12 protein-coding genes are annotated in these 15,321 nt (G+C 65.0%); 4 read left to right on the forward strand and 8 right to left on the reverse strand.

Annotated features, from left to right (window positions below):
* Nucleotides 1-169 precede the first annotated feature (169 nt).
* From VGV07_RS07375 to VGV07_RS07385, 3 genes are read left to right on the forward strand one after another with little or no spacing between them, the layout of a single operon-like run.
* Nucleotides 170-2,083, forward strand: a complete 1,914-nt coding sequence (locus VGV07_RS07375) for a potassium transporter Kup (protein WP_326868048.1) — start codon at nucleotides 170-172, stop codon at nucleotides 2,081-2,083.
* A gap of 53 nt (nucleotides 2,084-2,136) precedes the next feature.
* Nucleotides 2,137-3,348: an NAD(P)/FAD-dependent oxidoreductase gene (locus VGV07_RS07380; protein ID WP_326868135.1), complete on the forward strand. Its 1,212-nt coding sequence runs from the start codon at nucleotides 2,137-2,139 to the stop codon at nucleotides 3,346-3,348.
* On the forward strand, nucleotides 3,345-4,997 hold the full coding sequence (locus tag VGV07_RS07385; protein ID WP_326868049.1) for a DUF4166 domain-containing protein: 1,653 nt from the start codon (nucleotides 3,345-3,347) through the stop codon (nucleotides 4,995-4,997). Before VGV07_RS07380 ends, VGV07_RS07385 begins: the two co-directional genes overlap by 4 nt.
* Nucleotides 4,998-5,028: 31 nt before the next feature.
* Here VGV07_RS07385 and VGV07_RS07390 read toward each other — a convergent pair whose 3' ends face one another.
* Both VGV07_RS07390 and VGV07_RS07395 read right to left on the reverse strand, forming a co-directional pair.
* Nucleotides 5,029-6,867, reverse strand: a complete 1,839-nt coding sequence (locus VGV07_RS07390) for an ABC transporter ATP-binding protein (protein ID WP_326868050.1) — start codon at nucleotides 6,865-6,867, stop codon at nucleotides 5,029-5,031.
* Nucleotides 6,868-7,235: 368 nt separating this feature from the next.
* On the reverse strand, nucleotides 7,236-7,862 hold the full coding sequence (locus tag VGV07_RS07395; RefSeq protein WP_326868051.1) for a TetR/AcrR family transcriptional regulator: 627 nt from the start codon (nucleotides 7,860-7,862) through the stop codon (nucleotides 7,236-7,238).
* 270 nt (nucleotides 7,863-8,132) lie between these two features.
* On the opposite strand from VGV07_RS07395, the gene VGV07_RS07400 reads away from it, so the two are divergent.
* Nucleotides 8,133-9,341, forward strand: coding sequence for a multidrug effflux MFS transporter (locus tag VGV07_RS07400; protein WP_326868052.1), 1,209 nt, complete (start codon nucleotides 8,133-8,135; stop codon nucleotides 9,339-9,341).
* Nucleotides 9,342-9,555: 214 nt separating this feature from the next.
* Here the strand turns inward: VGV07_RS07400 and VGV07_RS07405 are convergent, their stop codons facing one another.
* The 6 genes from VGV07_RS07405 to VGV07_RS07430 form a co-directional block, all read right to left on the reverse strand.
* Nucleotides 9,556-9,984, reverse strand: coding sequence for a hypothetical protein (locus VGV07_RS07405; RefSeq protein WP_326868053.1), 429 nt, complete (start codon nucleotides 9,982-9,984; stop codon nucleotides 9,556-9,558).
* 168 nt (nucleotides 9,985-10,152) lie between these two features.
* Nucleotides 10,153-11,280 carry an NADH:flavin oxidoreductase/NADH oxidase gene (locus VGV07_RS07410; protein ID WP_326868054.1) on the reverse strand — a complete coding sequence of 376 codons (1,128 nt, stop codon included), beginning with the start codon at nucleotides 11,278-11,280 and terminating at the stop codon, nucleotides 10,153-10,155.
* Between the two features lie 119 nt (nucleotides 11,281-11,399).
* Complete coding sequence (locus VGV07_RS07415) at nucleotides 11,400-11,762, reverse strand: hypothetical protein (protein ID WP_326868055.1); 363 nt, start codon at nucleotides 11,760-11,762, stop codon at nucleotides 11,400-11,402.
* A 116-nt stretch (nucleotides 11,763-11,878) separates the two neighbouring features.
* Nucleotides 11,879-13,294, reverse strand: coding sequence for an MFS transporter (locus VGV07_RS07420; protein WP_326868056.1), 1,416 nt, complete (start codon nucleotides 13,292-13,294; stop codon nucleotides 11,879-11,881).
* Between the two features lie 267 nt (nucleotides 13,295-13,561).
* On the reverse strand, nucleotides 13,562-14,389 hold the full coding sequence (locus tag VGV07_RS07425) for a carbohydrate ABC transporter permease (RefSeq protein WP_326868057.1): 828 nt from the start codon (nucleotides 14,387-14,389) through the stop codon (nucleotides 13,562-13,564).
* Entirely contained in the window at nucleotides 14,386-15,300 is a 915-nt protein-coding gene (locus tag VGV07_RS07430) for a carbohydrate ABC transporter permease (protein WP_414649920.1), read from the reverse strand. Before VGV07_RS07430 ends, VGV07_RS07425 begins: the two co-directional genes overlap by 4 nt.
* Between the last annotated feature and the right edge of the window lie 21 nt (nucleotides 15,301-15,321).

A 15,321-nucleotide genomic window follows, 5' to 3' on the forward strand; every position in this document is an offset into this window, starting at 1 on the left:
GGGGGCGGCGCTTCCCATGGCGCCGTCCCCTTTTTGTTTGTCCTGCCCTCGCAGAATCCGCATAACTGTCCATCAGCAAATGCGAACCTTAGCGGAAATTGACCGTTGAGTGCGCCGGTGGGTGGGTGTAGACAGCCGCCCACCCGTTAACAGGGTGAGCGAAGGGCATATGACCCAGACGACTTCGTCCGGCGTAACGGCCGGCGCTGCGGCGACCGAACAGACCGGGCACGCCACAGGCAATCTTCCCATTCTCATCCTGGGCGCCCTCGGCGTCGTCTACGGGGATATCGGCACCAGCCCGCTCTATGCGTTCCGCGAGGCGCTGCACGGCGCCGGCGGCAACCCCAACGAGAGCGAAGTGCTCGGACTGTTGTCGCTGATCGTCTGGGCGCTGACCATCGTGGTCACCGTCAAGTACGTGATCTTCGTGCTGCGCGCCGACAACAAGGGCGAAGGTGGCACGCTGTCGCTGATGACGCTTGCCAGCAATGCCTTCAAGAAGCGACCGGCCTGGATCCTGGGCCTCGGCATCGTCGGCGGGGCGTTGTTCCTCGGCGACGCAATCATCACTCCGGCGATCTCGGTGCTCTCGGCGGTCGAAGGCCTCGAGGTGGTCGAGCCCCGGCTGACCCCCTGGGTCGTGCCGCTGACGGTGGTGATCCTCATCGGGCTGTTCATGGTGCAGCGGTTCGGCACGGCACGCGTCTCGACCGTCTTTGGCCCGGTGATGGCGGCTTGGTTCGTCATCCTGGGGATCACCGGTCTGTTCCACATCGCCGATGCACCGCAGGTGCTCATGGCCCTCAATCCGGTGCATGGCATCGAGTTCCTCTACACCCATGCCGGCATCTCCATCGTCGTGCTGGGCGCGGTATTCCTCGCTGTTACCGGCGCCGAGGCGCTCTATGTCGATCTCGGGCATTTCGGTCGCAAGCCGATCATTACGGCGTGGATCATGCTGGTGTTTCCGGGGCTGCTGCTCAACTATTTCGGCCAGGGCGCCTTTGTCCTCAGCCACCCGCACGAAGTGACCAACCCGTTCTTCCAGATGCAGCCCGACTGGGCCAAGCTGCCCATGGTGGGGCTGGCGACGGTCGCCACCGTCATCGCCAGCCAGGCGGTGATCTCGGGAGCCTATTCGCTGGTTCGCCAGGCCATGCACTTGAACCTGCTGCCGCGCCTCGAAGTGCGGCACACTTCGGAAGAAGTGGCGGGGCAGATCTTCATGCCGCAGGTCAACTTCCTGCTGCTGATCTGCGTGGTGCTGTTGGTCGTCGGCTTCCGCTCCTCGAGCGCCCTGTCCGCCGCCTACGGCATTGCGGTAACCGGCGAAATGCTGGTGACGGCGATCCTGCTGTTCATTGTCATGTGGCGGCTGTGGATGTGGAACCTCCTCGTCGCCATGGTGGTGATCGTGCCGCTGATGGTCATCGATATCGGTTTCTTCGTCGCCAACGCCGCCAAGTTCTCACAGGGCGGCTGGGTGCCGGCCGTGGTGGCGGCGACCATCGCCTCGATGATGACGATCTGGATCTGGGGCCGCCGCCGGCTGGCCGAAAAGACCCGGCGCGATGAGGTGCCGCTCGAATTCCTGGTCGAGAATCTCGCCAAGAAGAAGCCTACCATCGTGCCCGGCACAGCGGTGTTTCTCACCTCCGACATCGAGGGCGCGCCGACGGCGCTGCTGCATAGCCTGAAGCACTATAAAGTGCTGCACGAACACAACGTCATCCTGACCGTGGTGACCTCTGACCGGCCGCGCGTCGCCGACGAGGAAAAGATCAGGATCGACGCCTATAACGACCTGTTCTACCGGGTGGTGGTGACCTTCGGTTACATCGAGACGCCCAACATTCCCAAGGCGCTGGCGCTGGCCCGCAAGCTTGGCTGGAAGTTCGACATCATGTCGACTTCGTTCTTCCTGTCGCGCCGCTCGTTGAAGCCGTCGCCGAAGGGCGGGGCGCCGGTATTCCTCGACCGGATCTTCATCGGTCTGGCGCGTAACGCCACTGATGCGACGGAATACTTCCATATTCCGACCGGCCGCGTGGTTGAAATCGGCACGCAGGTGGTGATCTAGTCCGTCCTGGGGTACCCGAGGACGCGAAACTGCTGAAATCACTTGATATTGCGATTGCGGGCGCTGGCCCGGGCGGGCTGGCGGCGGCGCTTATGCTGAGCCGCGCCGGCCATCGCGTCCAGTTGTTCGAGCGGTTTGAGACGCCGCGGCCATTAGGCTCCGGATTGATGTTGCAGCCGACGGGCCTCGCCGTGCTTGCCGCTCTCGGCCTCTATCCTGAAATCGCTGCACTGGGGGCACGGGTCGAGCGGCTGATCGGCACCGACGCCCGAACCGGTCGGGCAGTGCTCGAAGTCGCCTACCGGCCACTTGGCCCGGACGTGCATGCCATCGCGGTGCATCGTGCGGCGCTGTTCAATGTTCTACACGATGCGGTGGTCGCAGCGCGCCTGCCGATCCGCACCGGCTTTGCCGTCGAAGCGCTGGAGCGGTCTGCCGGCAAACAGTGGCTGGTGGGACCGCAGGGACGCGAGGGGCCGTTCGATCTGGTGGTCGACGCGCTCGGCTCGGCTTCGCCGCTGAAAGTCGAGGCCAGGATACCAAGCCAATCGCGCCCGCTCAGCTTTGGCACCATCTGGGGCACGGTGCCCTGGGTCGATGCCGGGTTCCGCCGCGATGCACTGATGCAGCGCTACCGCAAGGCCAGCGTGATGATCGGCGTGTTGCCCGTCGGCCGCCAGCGGCGCGATGGGCCGGAGCTGGCGGCGTTCTTCTGGAGCCTCAAACCTGAGAGCTTCGCAGCGCTCAAAGCCGCCGGCATCGACAGCTGGCGCAACGAGGTGCTGGGACATTGGCCGGAGACCGCGCCGCATCTCGAAGCGATCGGCGACTTCGAGGCGATGACGCTGGCGCGCTACGCCCACCACACGCTGCGCGTGCCGGCCGGTGATGGCATCGTCTTCATCGGCGACAGCGCCCACGCCACGAGCCCACAGCTCGGGCAGGGGGCCAACATGGCGCTGCTCGATGCCGCGGCCTTGGCCGGGGCGCTCGCCGGCGCTGCCTCGATCGACGAGGCGCTTGGTGAATACGCGCGGCTGCGGCGCTGGCACGTGCGCCTCTACCAACTGCTGTCGCTCACCCTTACGCCGTTCTATCAGTCCGACGGCGCTGTGCTGCCACTCGCTCGTGACGTGCTGGTTTCGGCCATCGCCAAGGTGCCGCCGGTGCCGTGGCTGCTCGCCAGCATGGTGTCAGGCCAATTGCTCGGTCCGCTCAAGGTGTTGCGACTGGAAACGGAATCGTTACGCGAGGTTGCGGTATGAGCCGTCCGCACATCCTGATCGTCGGCGGCGCCGGGGTGTTCGGCTCGCGCCTGGCGCGGCTCTTGGCGCGCCGCGGTGGGTTCCGCGTCAGCCTGGGCGGTCGCACCGAGAAACGGGCGCAGGCGCTGCAGCGCGAATTGCGTGGCATCGACGAGCAGGGCGAGTACGGCTTCGTGCTGATCGACCGCGACCGGATCGGCGTCGAGCGGCTGAAGGAGATCGACTGCGACGTCGTCGTCGATTGCTCGGGTCCGTTTCAGCTGAGCGGCACGCAACTGATCGAGGCGGCAATCGGCGCGCGTTGTCACTATGTCGATATTGCTGACTCGAGGGCCTTCGTCGCCGGCGTCGCCAAATTCGACAGCGCCGCGCGCGCCGTCGCCATCTCGGTGATTTCGGGAGCCAGTTCGACGCCGGGCTTGACCCATGCGGTGCTCGACCACCTCACCAGCGCCTGGCTGGCCGTCGACAGCGTCGATGTCGCCATCGTCCCGGGCAACAAGACACCCAAGGGCCGCTCGGTGATCGAGGGGATTTTGAGCTGGGTCGGTCAGCCGGTGCGGGTGTTTCGCGAGGCCGGCTGGGAGCGCGGTCGCGGTTGGAGCGGTGGGCGTTGGGTGCAGATCGAAGGTCTGCCGCCCCGCCGCGCCATGCTGGCCGAAGTGCCCGACCTCGACCTGCTGCCGGCGCGTTTTGCCCCGCGCATCAGGGCCGGCTTCGACGCCGGCATGGAACTGCCCGTGCTCAACTGGCTGATCGGGGTCGCCGCCGTGCCGGTGCGCTGGGGGCTGGTGCGGTCGGCCGGAGTGTTCGCCGGGCTGGGGACGCAGATCGCGCTCTGGCTCGATCGCTTCGGCACTGCCGATGGCGGCATGCTGGTCGAAGCGGCCGGGCAGGATGCGCGCGGCGAACCCCGCGTGGTGCGCTGGTGGCTGCGGGCGGCGAATGGCGATGGCCCTTATGTGCCGGTGCTGCCGGCTGCCGCGTTGATCGAAGCCCTGACCTTTGGCGGCCGGCTGCGCGGCGGTGCCCGGGCCGCCGCCGGGGTCGTGAGCCTCGAGCAGATCAAGCCATGGCTCGATGGGCTCGCCATTGAAATCAAGCAGGTGGCGTTCCGGGGCGAAAAGCCGCTCTATCGCCGGGTGATGGGTGAAGGCTTCGATCGGCTGCCCGAGGTGACGCGCCGCTTGCACCGCGGCCGGCCCGCAGTGATTGCCGAGGGTGAAGCGGTGGTGGCACCGGCCGAGAACCTGGTGGCGCGCTTCCTCGCCAAACGCCTGGGCCTGCCGATCGACGAAGGCCGGCTGCCGGTGCGCGTGGTGATCGAAAGCCGCGAGGGCAGGGAGCACTGGACCCGCTTCTTCGCCGACAAGTCGATGCGTTCGGTGATGAGCGCGGCGCCGGATGGTTTGATCGAGGAGCGCTTCGGTGCCGTGGCGATCCGGATGCGGCTGGTGCCACGCGGCGATGGGCTCGATATGCAGCGCGTTTCCGGACGGATCTGGAACCTGCCGCTGCCGGGCTTCCTGCTGCCGCGCATCACCGCCGAAGAGCGGGTCGACGAGGGCGGCCGTCACCGCTTCGAGGTCGATATCGGCCTGCCGCTGTTCGGAAGGCTGGTGGCCTATCGCGGGTATCTGGTGCTGTAGGGCTGGGGCCGTCTGCGCGCGTTCAAGCGCCCTAGATACTCGCCTGCACCCTGTGCAGCGCCGCATAAACCCCGTCCTGCGCCACCAGTTCCTCGTGCGTCCCTTGCTCCGCCACGCCGTCGCCAGTGAGCACCAGGATGCGGTCGGCATGGCGCACGGTGGAAAGCCGGTGCGCGATGACGATGGTGGTCCGCCCCTTGGCCAACGTCAGCAGCGCTTGTTGCACCGCCCGTTCGCTCTCGTTGTCGAGCGCGCTGGTCGCCTCGTCGAAGATCAGGATGGCCGGATCCTTGAGGAAGGCGCGGGCGATGGTGAGCCGCTGCTTCTGCCCGCCTGAGAGCTTTACCCCAAGCTGCCCCACATCGGTATCGTAACCATTGGGCAGCGCCATGATGAACTCATGCGCATTGGCGGCGCGGGCGGCGGCTTCGATCTCGCCATCGGTGGCATCGGGCCGGCCGTAGCGCAGGTTCTCGGCCACCGAGCCGGCGAACAGGTAGACGTCCTGCTGCACGACCGCGACGTGCCGGCGGAGCGAGGCGAGGGTGACATCGCGGATATCGCGCCCGTCGATCCGGATGGCGCCGGCATCGACGTCGTAGAAGCGGGGGATCAGGGCGCAGAGCGTGCTCTTGCCGACCCCCGACGGGCCAACCAGCGCCACGAACTCGCCGGGAGCGATATCGAGCGACAGGTTGTCAAGCACCTGCGGTCCGCCTGCTTCGTAGCGGAAGGTAACATCGTCGAAACGGATGGCGCCGCGCGGCACCGGCATCGGTGCGACATCCGGACGGTCGGCGATGTCGGGCTCGACCTCGAGGATTTCCATGGCGCGGACGAACCCGGTATAGCCTTCCTGCAGGAGGCGGGCGAAGTTGGCGAGCCGCTTGATCGGATCGACCAGCACCGCAACGCAAAGCAGGAACGTCAGCATTTCGGCGACCGTCAGCTCACCCCAGAGGATGCGCAGCGCCCCCACCACGATAACCATGATGGTAACGAGTTGGGCAAAGCTCTCGGTGCCCACCGAGAACCAGGCCTCCGAGCGGTAACCATCGGCGCGGCTCACCACGAACCGTCGGTTCTCCGCGGCGAAGCGGTCGGTCTCCAGCCGCTCGTTGGTAAAGGATTGGACGACCCGAATGCCGGCCAGCGCATCCTCCACGCGCTCGTTCACCGCCGCGATCTGCTCCTTGCTCCGCTCGAGCGCCCGGTTCATCCGCCGGTTGAAGTGGAGCGCGTAAGCCACCGCGAACGGCGTCAGCGCCAGGATCAGGGCGGCCAGCACCGGATCGATGAAGAACAGCACCAGCATGGCGCCGCCGAACTTGAACACCGCGATGGCGAGATCTTCCGGTCCATGGTGGAACAACTCGCCCAGCCACAGCGTATCATTGCTGATCCGGCTCATCAGCTGGCCGGTGCGCTGCCGATCATAAAAGCCGAACGACAGCTTCTGGCAGTGCTCGAACAGCTCCTGGCGCACCGCAGCTTCGATGCGGGCACCCATCACGTGGCCTTGGTAGTCGACGAAGAAGGTCGCCGCCACCTCCACTGCGAGGATGGCCAGCATCACCGCGCCCATGATGAGGATCTGCCAGATCGCTTCGGGCGAGCCGGGCAGGGCGAGGAGTCGCGTCGTCACGTAATTGGCGCTGAGCGGCAACGCGATGGCAGTGCCTGCGACGAGGATCGCGCAAGCGAGGTCAGCTGCCAGCAACGGCAGATGCGGCCGATAGTAGGAGACGAACTTTCGCGCCCGCGAGCGATTGCGCTGTCGGGCAGCTGGGTCGGTCGAACTGGCGAAAAGGCTGCGGAAGGCGTCAGGGCGCCGCGGATTTTTCTCCGCGCGCGGGGAGTGAGAAGGCATGAAGCGGGGTGTCCTTGCTGAGATGGGCTCCTTTCCGATGGGACAGCGTCGCTTTCATTCTGATCTCCCTGGGGGCAGCGATTTGGAGGCGGACCATAAGCCCACCCCACGCGCCCGGCAACCGGGGCGCAGGTGATCGGGTGAGAGGGTGTGGCTGCGCGGCTACAGTGGCCCGACAGTTGGGCCGCAGTTTCTTCCGCCAACGCGGTGTCACCCCTGCGAGGGCAGGGATCCAGCTATCAGCTGGCGCGGGCGGTGCGTTGAGTCCCGGCTTTCGCTGGGATGACATCCGGTGGAGGATGCGAAGTCGATGCCATCTCCATCAACCGACCACCGCATCGCAGTGAATCAGCTCAGCTGTGAACAGGTCACAGCGCCAGCGCAGCTTCGCGTTTCCCATAAGCACGCAGGAACGTGCGCACGCCGTTGCGTGCCGCCAGCTCGAGTTCCGCATCGCTCACCATCTCGCCGGGCTCGTTCGGCAGGTCGGCGCGGATCAGCGCCATGAACTGCCGGGCCGCCAGATCGGGGTCGTCGAGTTCGATGTCGCCGGCGCGGGCGAGGCGGGCAAAGCGCGAAGAGATGGCGGGCCAGTTCTTGCCCGGGCCATAATCCTTCCAGGTCTCGAACAGCTCCGGATAGCGGCTGCCTTCATTCTCGATCAGCTTGCGCAAGGCCCGCGAGCCCTCGTCGCAGAGGCAGTCACGGGTCAGCCGGATGGCAAAGTCGACGAGCTCGCGAGCGATATCCTCGGGCTGGTCGGGGAAGGTGGCGAGCACGGCGACGAGTCGGGCGCTGCCTTGCTCGTTGATGCCACGGACCACTTCGACGAACAGTTTTTCCTTGTCGCCGATCTGGTTGTAGATCGTCTGCCGCGACACGCCCGCTTCCTCGGCGATCGCATCGATGCTGGCACCGACATAGCCATCGCGTACGAACACTGCGGTCGCGGCGCTGATGATGGCGCAACGCTTGTTGTAGTTGCCCCGCTGCATGGCTGGGCTGCGATGTAGGTCGTGGCTGATTTCCATGGCGGGATGATAATGGCACTTGACGAATTGGACAAGAGTGTCCAAAAGTTCGTTTGACACAAGTGTCCAATTTTTTGGACTTGAGTGTCATTCAAGCGGCAGCTGAACCGGGTAAACCGGCTAGTGAGGCAAACGACGCGCGAGGGTGAACGCGCGCGGCCGAACTCTGTCCGACGATCGTTGCCGGACCATCTGCTCGCACCAGTCACACCAGCAGTGTTGGGATTTACTGCTATGAACGCAAAACTCATCCGTATGGCCATCGTGCTTGGCCTGTTGTCGGTGATCGGCCCCGTCGCCATCGACATGTATCTGCCGGCTTTGCCGGAAATTGGCGGGCAGCTGGGTGTCACCGACGCATCGGTGCAACTCAGCCTGATGTCCTTCATGGCCGCTTTCGCTGTCGGCCAGCTCATCTATGGCCCGATCAGCGATATGATCGGCCGCAAACCGCCGCTCTACATCGGCACGCTCGTCTTCATCGCCGGCTCCATCGGCTGCGCCGTGGCGCCGTCGGTCGAGTGGCTGATCGTCTCGCGCTTCATTCAGGGCATTGGCGGTTGCGCGGCCATGTCGCTGCCGCGCGCCATCGTACGCGACGAGTATACCGGCGCCGAGGCAGCGCAGCTGTTCAGCCTCATCATGCTGGTATTCTCGATCTCCCCGATTCTCGCGCCGCTCGCCGGCAGCGTGGTCATTGCCTTCGGCGATTGGCGGCTCCTGTTCTGGGTGATGGGTGCAGTCGGCGTGTTCGGCCTCATCCTCTCGGTCGTTGCCCTCAAGGAGACGCGTCCTAAACACCTGCGCACCGAATCGACCATCGGCAGCGCCATCCGCGGCTACGGGATGCTGCTGAAGGACTGGAACTTCCTCGGGCTGACCTTCATCGGCGCCTTCGGCATGTCGGCCTTCATGGCCTTCATCGGCAACTCGAGCTTCGTGTTTATCGAGCACTATGGCCTGACGCCGACCGAGTACAGCCTCGCCTTCTCGGTCAATGCCATCTCGTTCTTTGCGGTGTCGCAGTCGACCGGCTTCATGGTGAAGCGCTTCGGCCTGCAGCGCGTGGTGCGTACCGCAGTCACCGGCTTTGCCGTCTCGATGGCGTTGCTGGCCGGCATCTTCGTTGCCGGCATCGACAGCATGTGGGTGCTTTCCGGCCTGATGTTCGTTGCCTTCGGCTTCCTCGGCCTCGTGCTGCCGACCACCGGCGTCCTGGCGATGGAGGAGCATGGAGAGTTCGCCGGCACCGCATCGGCCTTGATGGGGACGCTGCAGATGGTGCTCGGCGCCGTGGTGATGGGGATCGTCGGGGCCTTCCACGACGGTACCGCTATCCCGATGGTGGTCGGCTTCGCCATCTGCGCCATCCTGGCCTTCATCCTGACCCAGCTGACGATCCGCACCACGGTCACACCGGTAGTCGGCGCACCGGCGGAATAACGGCTATCCCGCCGAGGGATGCGGGGCGCGGGAGGAGACTTCCGCGCCTTTTCTATTGGGGGACGAGACAACTGAAACAGACGGCCCCCTCCCGGCCTCCCCCATAAAGGGGGAGGTGAAGAGCCGAGGCTGTGGCTGGATGGTGCCAAACGCGCCAGCGCGGCACCTCCCCCTTTATGGGGGAGGATGGGAGGGGGCCGTCTCTGTCAGTCGATCAGCTCTTCGGCATATCCGGGCAGAGGTAGGGCACTGTCGCGGTCACGTATTTCTCCTCCACCGCATCGCTGCCGAGTTTCAGGCTCAGCACCAGTTCGGCGTCGGTGAGCGAGACGATGTCGGCATTGATGTCCATGCCGTCCTCGTTCCACTTGAGCGCGGTGTCCGAGGTGAGTTCCCAGGCCGAGAGACGATGGGTCTCCCAGCAGGAATCCTGCACCAGGGTGCCGTCGGAGAGAAAGATCTTCATCACCCCGGGCAGGTCGCCATCCGCCTTGGTCCACACCCGATCGACAAGGCCTGCCTTGCTGGTCTTGGCGTCAGTGGAGGATTCGGTGGGCGCGTCTTCGGCGAAGGCGGGAAGGCAGCTGGTGGAGCCAACGCCCCACATGGCAAGCAAGGCGAAAAGGGCGGCTTTGCTGGTCATTCGGCGTCTTTCTCCCGTGGTGATCCGAAGATGGGTGCGGCGCAAACGGCATGCAAGGAGGCACGGCGATTACGACGGAAATCGGATCATTAGCGGCACAAAATGAACGCCCGATGAGCGTGCAGGTCCACCGGGCGCGAACCGCCGGCCGTTTGGCAAAAGTCGGATCTAGGATTGTCTGATACCCAGGGCGCGGTCGCGATCGCGGATACGGTTGCGGGCCTGCTTGGGCCACAATTGATAGGCATCGCCGCCGCCCTCGAGCGTGTGGCGCGCGTGCACGGCCCAGTTGGGATCTTCGAGCGCGGTCCGGGCAAAGGCCACGAGATCTGCTTCGCCGTCCTCGAGAATGCGCTCGGCGTCATGCGGATCATCGATCAGCCCGACTGCAATGGTCGGGATACCTGCGGCGCGCACCGCCTTCGACAGCTCCACCTGGTAAAGCGGGGCGGCTTTCAAAGAGTAGCCGTCAAAGCCGCCTGACGAGCAGTGGATCATGTCGACGCCCAGCGCCTGCATCTCGCGCGACAAGACGATCGAGTCCTCGACGCCCCAGCCCCCCGGGCTGCCATCGGTCACCGACAGACGGACGATCAGCGGCTTGTCCTCGGGCCAGACGGCGCGCACCGCCTCGGTGACCTCGAGGCCAAAGCGCATGCGGTTCTCGCGGCTGCCGCCATACGCGTCGGTGCGGTGGTTGGCGAGCGGCGAGAGGAACTGGCTGATCAGGTAGCCGTGAGCGCCGTGGATTTCGACCGTGTCGAAACCAGCTTGGTCAGCGCGACGCGCCGCATCGGCAAAACCCTGCACCACGCGCTGGATCCCGGCTTTGTCGAGCGCCACCGGCATCTGGTAGTTCGGGCTGTCGGCATGGCGTTCTGCGCTGGGCGCTTCCGGCACCCAGGTCTCGTAGCCATATTCGAGCTTGTCGGTCTCCGTTTCATTGAAGCCGCCGCGCCACCAGATCGGCGTCGCCGCCTTGCGGCCGGCATGGCCGAGCTGGATGCCGGCTGCGGCGCCCTCGGACTTCAGGAACTTCACGATGTGCGCGAGCGGCGCAATCTGCTCGTCGTTCCACAACCCCAGATCGCCATACGAAATTCGGGCCTCCGGCGTCACGCCCGTGGCCTCGAGGATGACGAGGCCGAAACCGCCGAGCGCGAAGCGGCCCAGATGCACGAAGTGCCAGTCATTGGCGAGGCCGTGCTGGGCCGAGTACTGGCACATCGGTGCGATGACCGTGCGGTTGCGCATGGTCAGGCCACGCAGTGTGAACGGCGAGAAAAGCTGGGACATATGGGAGGTTTGCTGCACTGGTTGGAGTCGGCAGCACCATGCACCGCTCACCTTTCATCGGCAAGTGCCGATGAAGTGATCTGTCGCCGTCCTGACGCGACGGTGTCAGCCGGATCGGGCTAGTCGGTAACGGTGTATTCGGTAATGCCGTTGGCGGCGACGTTGAGACGCTGCCGAGCCTCGCCATAGCCGACGGAACCGGCATCGACGTCCCAGCAGCCGGCCGAAACGGTAAAGCTGTAGCTCTGCCCGGATCCGAGCGCGACAGTGTCGGGCAGTCGATCGAGCCCATAGGTCGAGGCGCCGCATTCGGAGATCAGGATCACGTCGATCACCCGACTGGCGCCGTTGATGACGGTGATCGTGCCGGTCGGTTCGCCCGGGCGGATCAGTTCACCCCCGGTGATCCACGCGTCGCCGCTGCAACCCGCCACAAACAAGAGAGCAGCCGCTGACGCGGTCATGCGAAATACGGAATTCATCTCGTCCCCCCTGACGAGAGGGACGTGCCGCACCGTCGCTCCCCTCGCAATTGCTAGCAGAGCGATAGGGGCAGTCAATCATTCTGCCGCAAGAGCGGGCGAAGACTGTACATAAGTCAGGCGGCCTGTGGCCGGCGATGCCCCGATACTTCCGCGCCGGCATTGCGTTCGAGCGTCAGCAATTGCAGGGCGCAGACGATGATGATCAGGCCCATGACCAGGTAGGCGATCTGGAAATCGACCACCCCGAGCACCGGGGCGCCCCGCCACATCTGGCTGAGGTTGAGGCAGCCTGCGGCCACCGCCACGCCGAACACCATGGAGAGCTGCTGCGACATGCTGGAAATGGTGGTGGCCGAGCTCCGCTGCTTGGCATCGACGTCGGCAAAGGCGAGAGTCGCGAGCGCCGTGAACTGCATCGAGCGGGTGGCGCCGGCGATGAACAGCACGATGGCGGTGAGAAGGTAGGGGGTTTGCGGTCCCAGCAAGCCGCAGGCGGCCACCGAGATGCCGGCGAGCACGCCGTTGATCGTGAGGATGCTGCGGAAACCGAAGCGGCGCAGCGTCGGCGTGGTGATAGCCTTGATGGCAAGGTTACCGAAGAAGTAGATCACCACCAGCCCGCCGGCGCTCAGCGCGTCCAAGCCATAGGCGACCTGGAACATCAGCGGCAGCAGGAACGGCGTGGCGTTGATCGCCGTCCTCAGGATGGCGCCGGCCTTGGCGTCGGTCGCAGCGAAGGTGCGGATCTTCAGAGTGCGCAGGTCGATCAACGGATGGGCGGCGCTCAGCAACCAGCGGACGGCACAGAACCCCACCGCAAAGCCGACAAGGATCAGCAGCACCGATATCCAGGGCGCCATCCCGCCCTGCACCAGGGCATCGAAGCCGTAGAGCAGGCAGCCCAAGGTAATGGCGGTGAGCACGAAGCCTGGCGCATCGAACGGCCGCTCGGCAAACTCGGTATCCTTGGGGACGATCGCCAGTACCAGCGCCATGCCGATGATGCCGAGCGGGATGTTGATCCAGAAGTTCCAGTGCCAGGAGATGTACTCGGTGATGAAGCCGCCGAGCGCCGGGCCGAGCACCGGGGCGAACAGCGCCGGCCAGATGGTGAGCCCGATGGCCGAAACGATCTCCGACTTCTGTGCCGTGCGCAGCACGATGATCCGTCCTACCGGGAACAGCACCGAACTGCTGGCGCCCTGCAAGGCGCGGGCAATGGCGAACTGTCCGAGATCCTGCGCCATGCCGCAGCCGATCGAGGTCAAAGTGAACAAGCCGATGGCGACGACGAACACGCGCCGCGCCCCGAACCGATCGGAAAGCCAGGCCGCGGCGGGAATGCAGACCGCTACCGCCAGCATGTAGATGGTGACGCCGAGGCTCATCTCGAGCGTGCCGACGTTGAAATCCCGGGCCATGCGGGGCAGGGCGGTGACGATGATCACCCCGTCCAGGAATTGCATGAACAAGGTGGCGGCCACCACGAGGGCGACGTTGCGGGCGTGTGGGCTGAGGGGTGCGGACATGGTGAGGATGCGAATGACTAGTATGGTACCAATACATCATTCACACGCCGCGCATATCGGCGAATAGGATGAGGCGCGGGATTTTCAGGCGGCATGTTGTCGGTGCACCTCAGGTCCGGACTGATAGAGACGGCCCCCTCCCGGCCTCCCCCACAAGGGGGGAGGTGAAGAGTCGAGGCTCGGTCTTCGATCGTACCAAGTGAACCAGCGGGGCACCTCCCCCTTCATGGGGGAGGATGGGAGGGGGGCGTCTGCTTCAGTACGCCACTACCCCTTCACTGCACCAGCCGTCATCCCTGCCACGATCTGCCGGTTGAAGAACAGGTAGACGAGCAGCGGCGGGATGGTGATCAGCAGGATGTTCATGAAGAGCAGGTGCAGCGAGGTGTTGAACTGCCCCTGGAAGTTGAACAGCGTCAGCTGCACCGTGACGTTCTGCTTGCCTGGCAGGTAGTAGAGCGGGTTGGTGAAATCGTTGAAGATCGCCACCGATTGCACCACCACCACCGTCACCACCACCGGCTTCAAGAGCGGCAGCACCACCTGGAAAAACAGCCTGAGCGGCCCGGCGCCATCGATGATGGCCGCCTCGTCGAGTTCGCGCGGGATGGTGGCAACGAATGCCCGGAAGAGCAGGATCGTGAAGCTCAGCCCATAGGCCACTTCGATCAGGATCATCCCGTGCATGGTCTTGAACATGCCGATCGACTGCAGCACCCAGATGGTCGGCACCACGGCCGGTGGGATGATCAGCCCGGCGAGCACCAGGAAGTTGACGACCGGCGTCCAGCGGGACGGGCGGCGTTGCAGCACGAAGCCGACCATGGCGCCCAGCACCACCAGCAGCGTGACGCTCGCGACCGTGAGGATGATCGAGTTGATGAACGCGGTGACCAGCATGAAGTCCTGCGTGCGCACCACCTCGACCAGGTTGTCCCAGAAGTGCCAGGTGGTCGGCCAGTCGAACGAGCGGGTCGCCGCCTGCCGCCGGTCCTTGACGGCGGTGAGGATGATGAAGGCGAACGGCACGAGGAAGACCACGACCGAGGCCGCGATGGCAATGCCGCCGTAGATGTAGCGCTGGGCGTGCCTCACCGGTCCACCTCCTTGCGATTGAGGAACATCGAAAGCGGCACGATGATCAGCGCGACCATCACGAACAGCACGACGTTGCCGGCGGTGGAGAGGCCGTAAAAGCCGGCCTGGTACTGCTTGTAGATCACCGAGGCGATGACGTCGGAGGTGAAACCGGGGCCGCCCTTCGTCATCGCCCAGATCAGGTCGAAGGAGCGGAGGCCACCGATGAAGCTGAGGATGATCACCGTGGCGGTGGCCGGATGCACCAGCGGCAGGGTGACGGTCCAAAAGCGCTGCCACGAGGTGGCGCCATCGATCTTGGCGGCTTCATAGTACTCGAGCGGGATCGAGACGATACCGGCAATGTAGATGACGGTCGCGAGCCCGACGCCTTTCCAGACGTCGACGATGGCGACCGAGTAGAGCGCGAAACGCGGGTCGGTCAGCCAGCCCGGCCCCTTGATGCCGATCGAGGCGAGCGTCTCGTTGATGAGGCCCTGGGTGGGATGCATCATCGCGGTGAAGGTGATGCCGACGCCGACGGTCGAGACCAGCACCGGGAAAAACACCACCGCGCGCAGGTACCCACGCCCGAAGATGTCGGAGGTGAGCAGCAGCGCCAGCAGCATCCCCAGCACCACCTTGAGCCCCGAGGTGACGACGCCGTAGATCAGCGTGTTGACCAAACCCTGGAACAGGAACGGTTCGCGGAAGAACTGGGCAAAATTTTCGAGCCCGATAAAGTCGGCCTTTTGCAGGGTCCACCGGGTCAGGCTGAAGAACAGCGAGGCGACGGTGGGCAGCATGAACAGTACGGCAAAGATGATGGCCGCCGGAAGGTAGAACCAGCTCGGATAGAGCCCCGCCGTGCGCGACTTGCGGCGCGGGTTTGCAATGGGCACCGCGCCATCAGCGACCGCAACTGCCATACCTGTACTCCTCCAAGTCCA

Origin of the sequence: Devosia sp. (genome assembly GCF_035944845.1) — a bacterium.
GTDB lineage: Bacteria > Pseudomonadota > Alphaproteobacteria > Rhizobiales > Devosiaceae > Devosia_A.

Excerpts from the sequence above, each read along its gene's own strand:
- VGV07_RS07400 (WP_326868052.1), top strand. The coding sequence starts at position 8,133 with ATGAACGCAAAACTCATCCGTATGGCCATCGTGCTTGGCCTGTTGTCG.
- VGV07_RS07375 (WP_326868048.1), top strand. The coding sequence starts at position 170 with ATGACCCAGACGACTTCGTCCGGCGTAACGGCCGGCGCTGCGGCGACC.
- VGV07_RS07410 (WP_326868054.1), bottom strand. The coding sequence starts at position 11,280 with ATGTCCCAGCTTTTCTCGCCGTTCACACTGCGTGGCCTGACCATGCGC.
- VGV07_RS07405 (WP_326868053.1), bottom strand. The coding sequence starts at position 9,984 with ATGACCAGCAAAGCCGCCCTTTTCGCCTTGCTTGCCATGTGGGGCGTT.
- VGV07_RS07395 (WP_326868051.1), bottom strand. The coding sequence starts at position 7,862 with ATGCAGCGGGGCAACTACAACAAGCGTTGCGCCATCATCAGCGCCGCG.
- VGV07_RS07420 (WP_326868056.1), bottom strand. The coding sequence starts at position 13,294 with ATGTCCGCACCCCTCAGCCCACACGCCCGCAACGTCGCCCTCGTGGTG.
- VGV07_RS07415 (WP_326868055.1), bottom strand. The coding sequence starts at position 11,762 with ATGAATTCCGTATTTCGCATGACCGCGTCAGCGGCTGCTCTCTTGTTT.
- VGV07_RS07430 (WP_414649920.1), bottom strand. The coding sequence starts at position 15,300 with ATGGCAGTTGCGGTCGCTGATGGCGCGGTGCCCATTGCAAACCCGCGC.
- VGV07_RS07385 (WP_326868049.1), top strand. The coding sequence starts at position 3,345 with ATGAGCCGTCCGCACATCCTGATCGTCGGCGGCGCCGGGGTGTTCGGC.
- VGV07_RS07390 (WP_326868050.1), bottom strand. The coding sequence starts at position 6,867 with ATGCCTTCTCACTCCCCGCGCGCGGAGAAAAATCCGCGGCGCCCTGAC.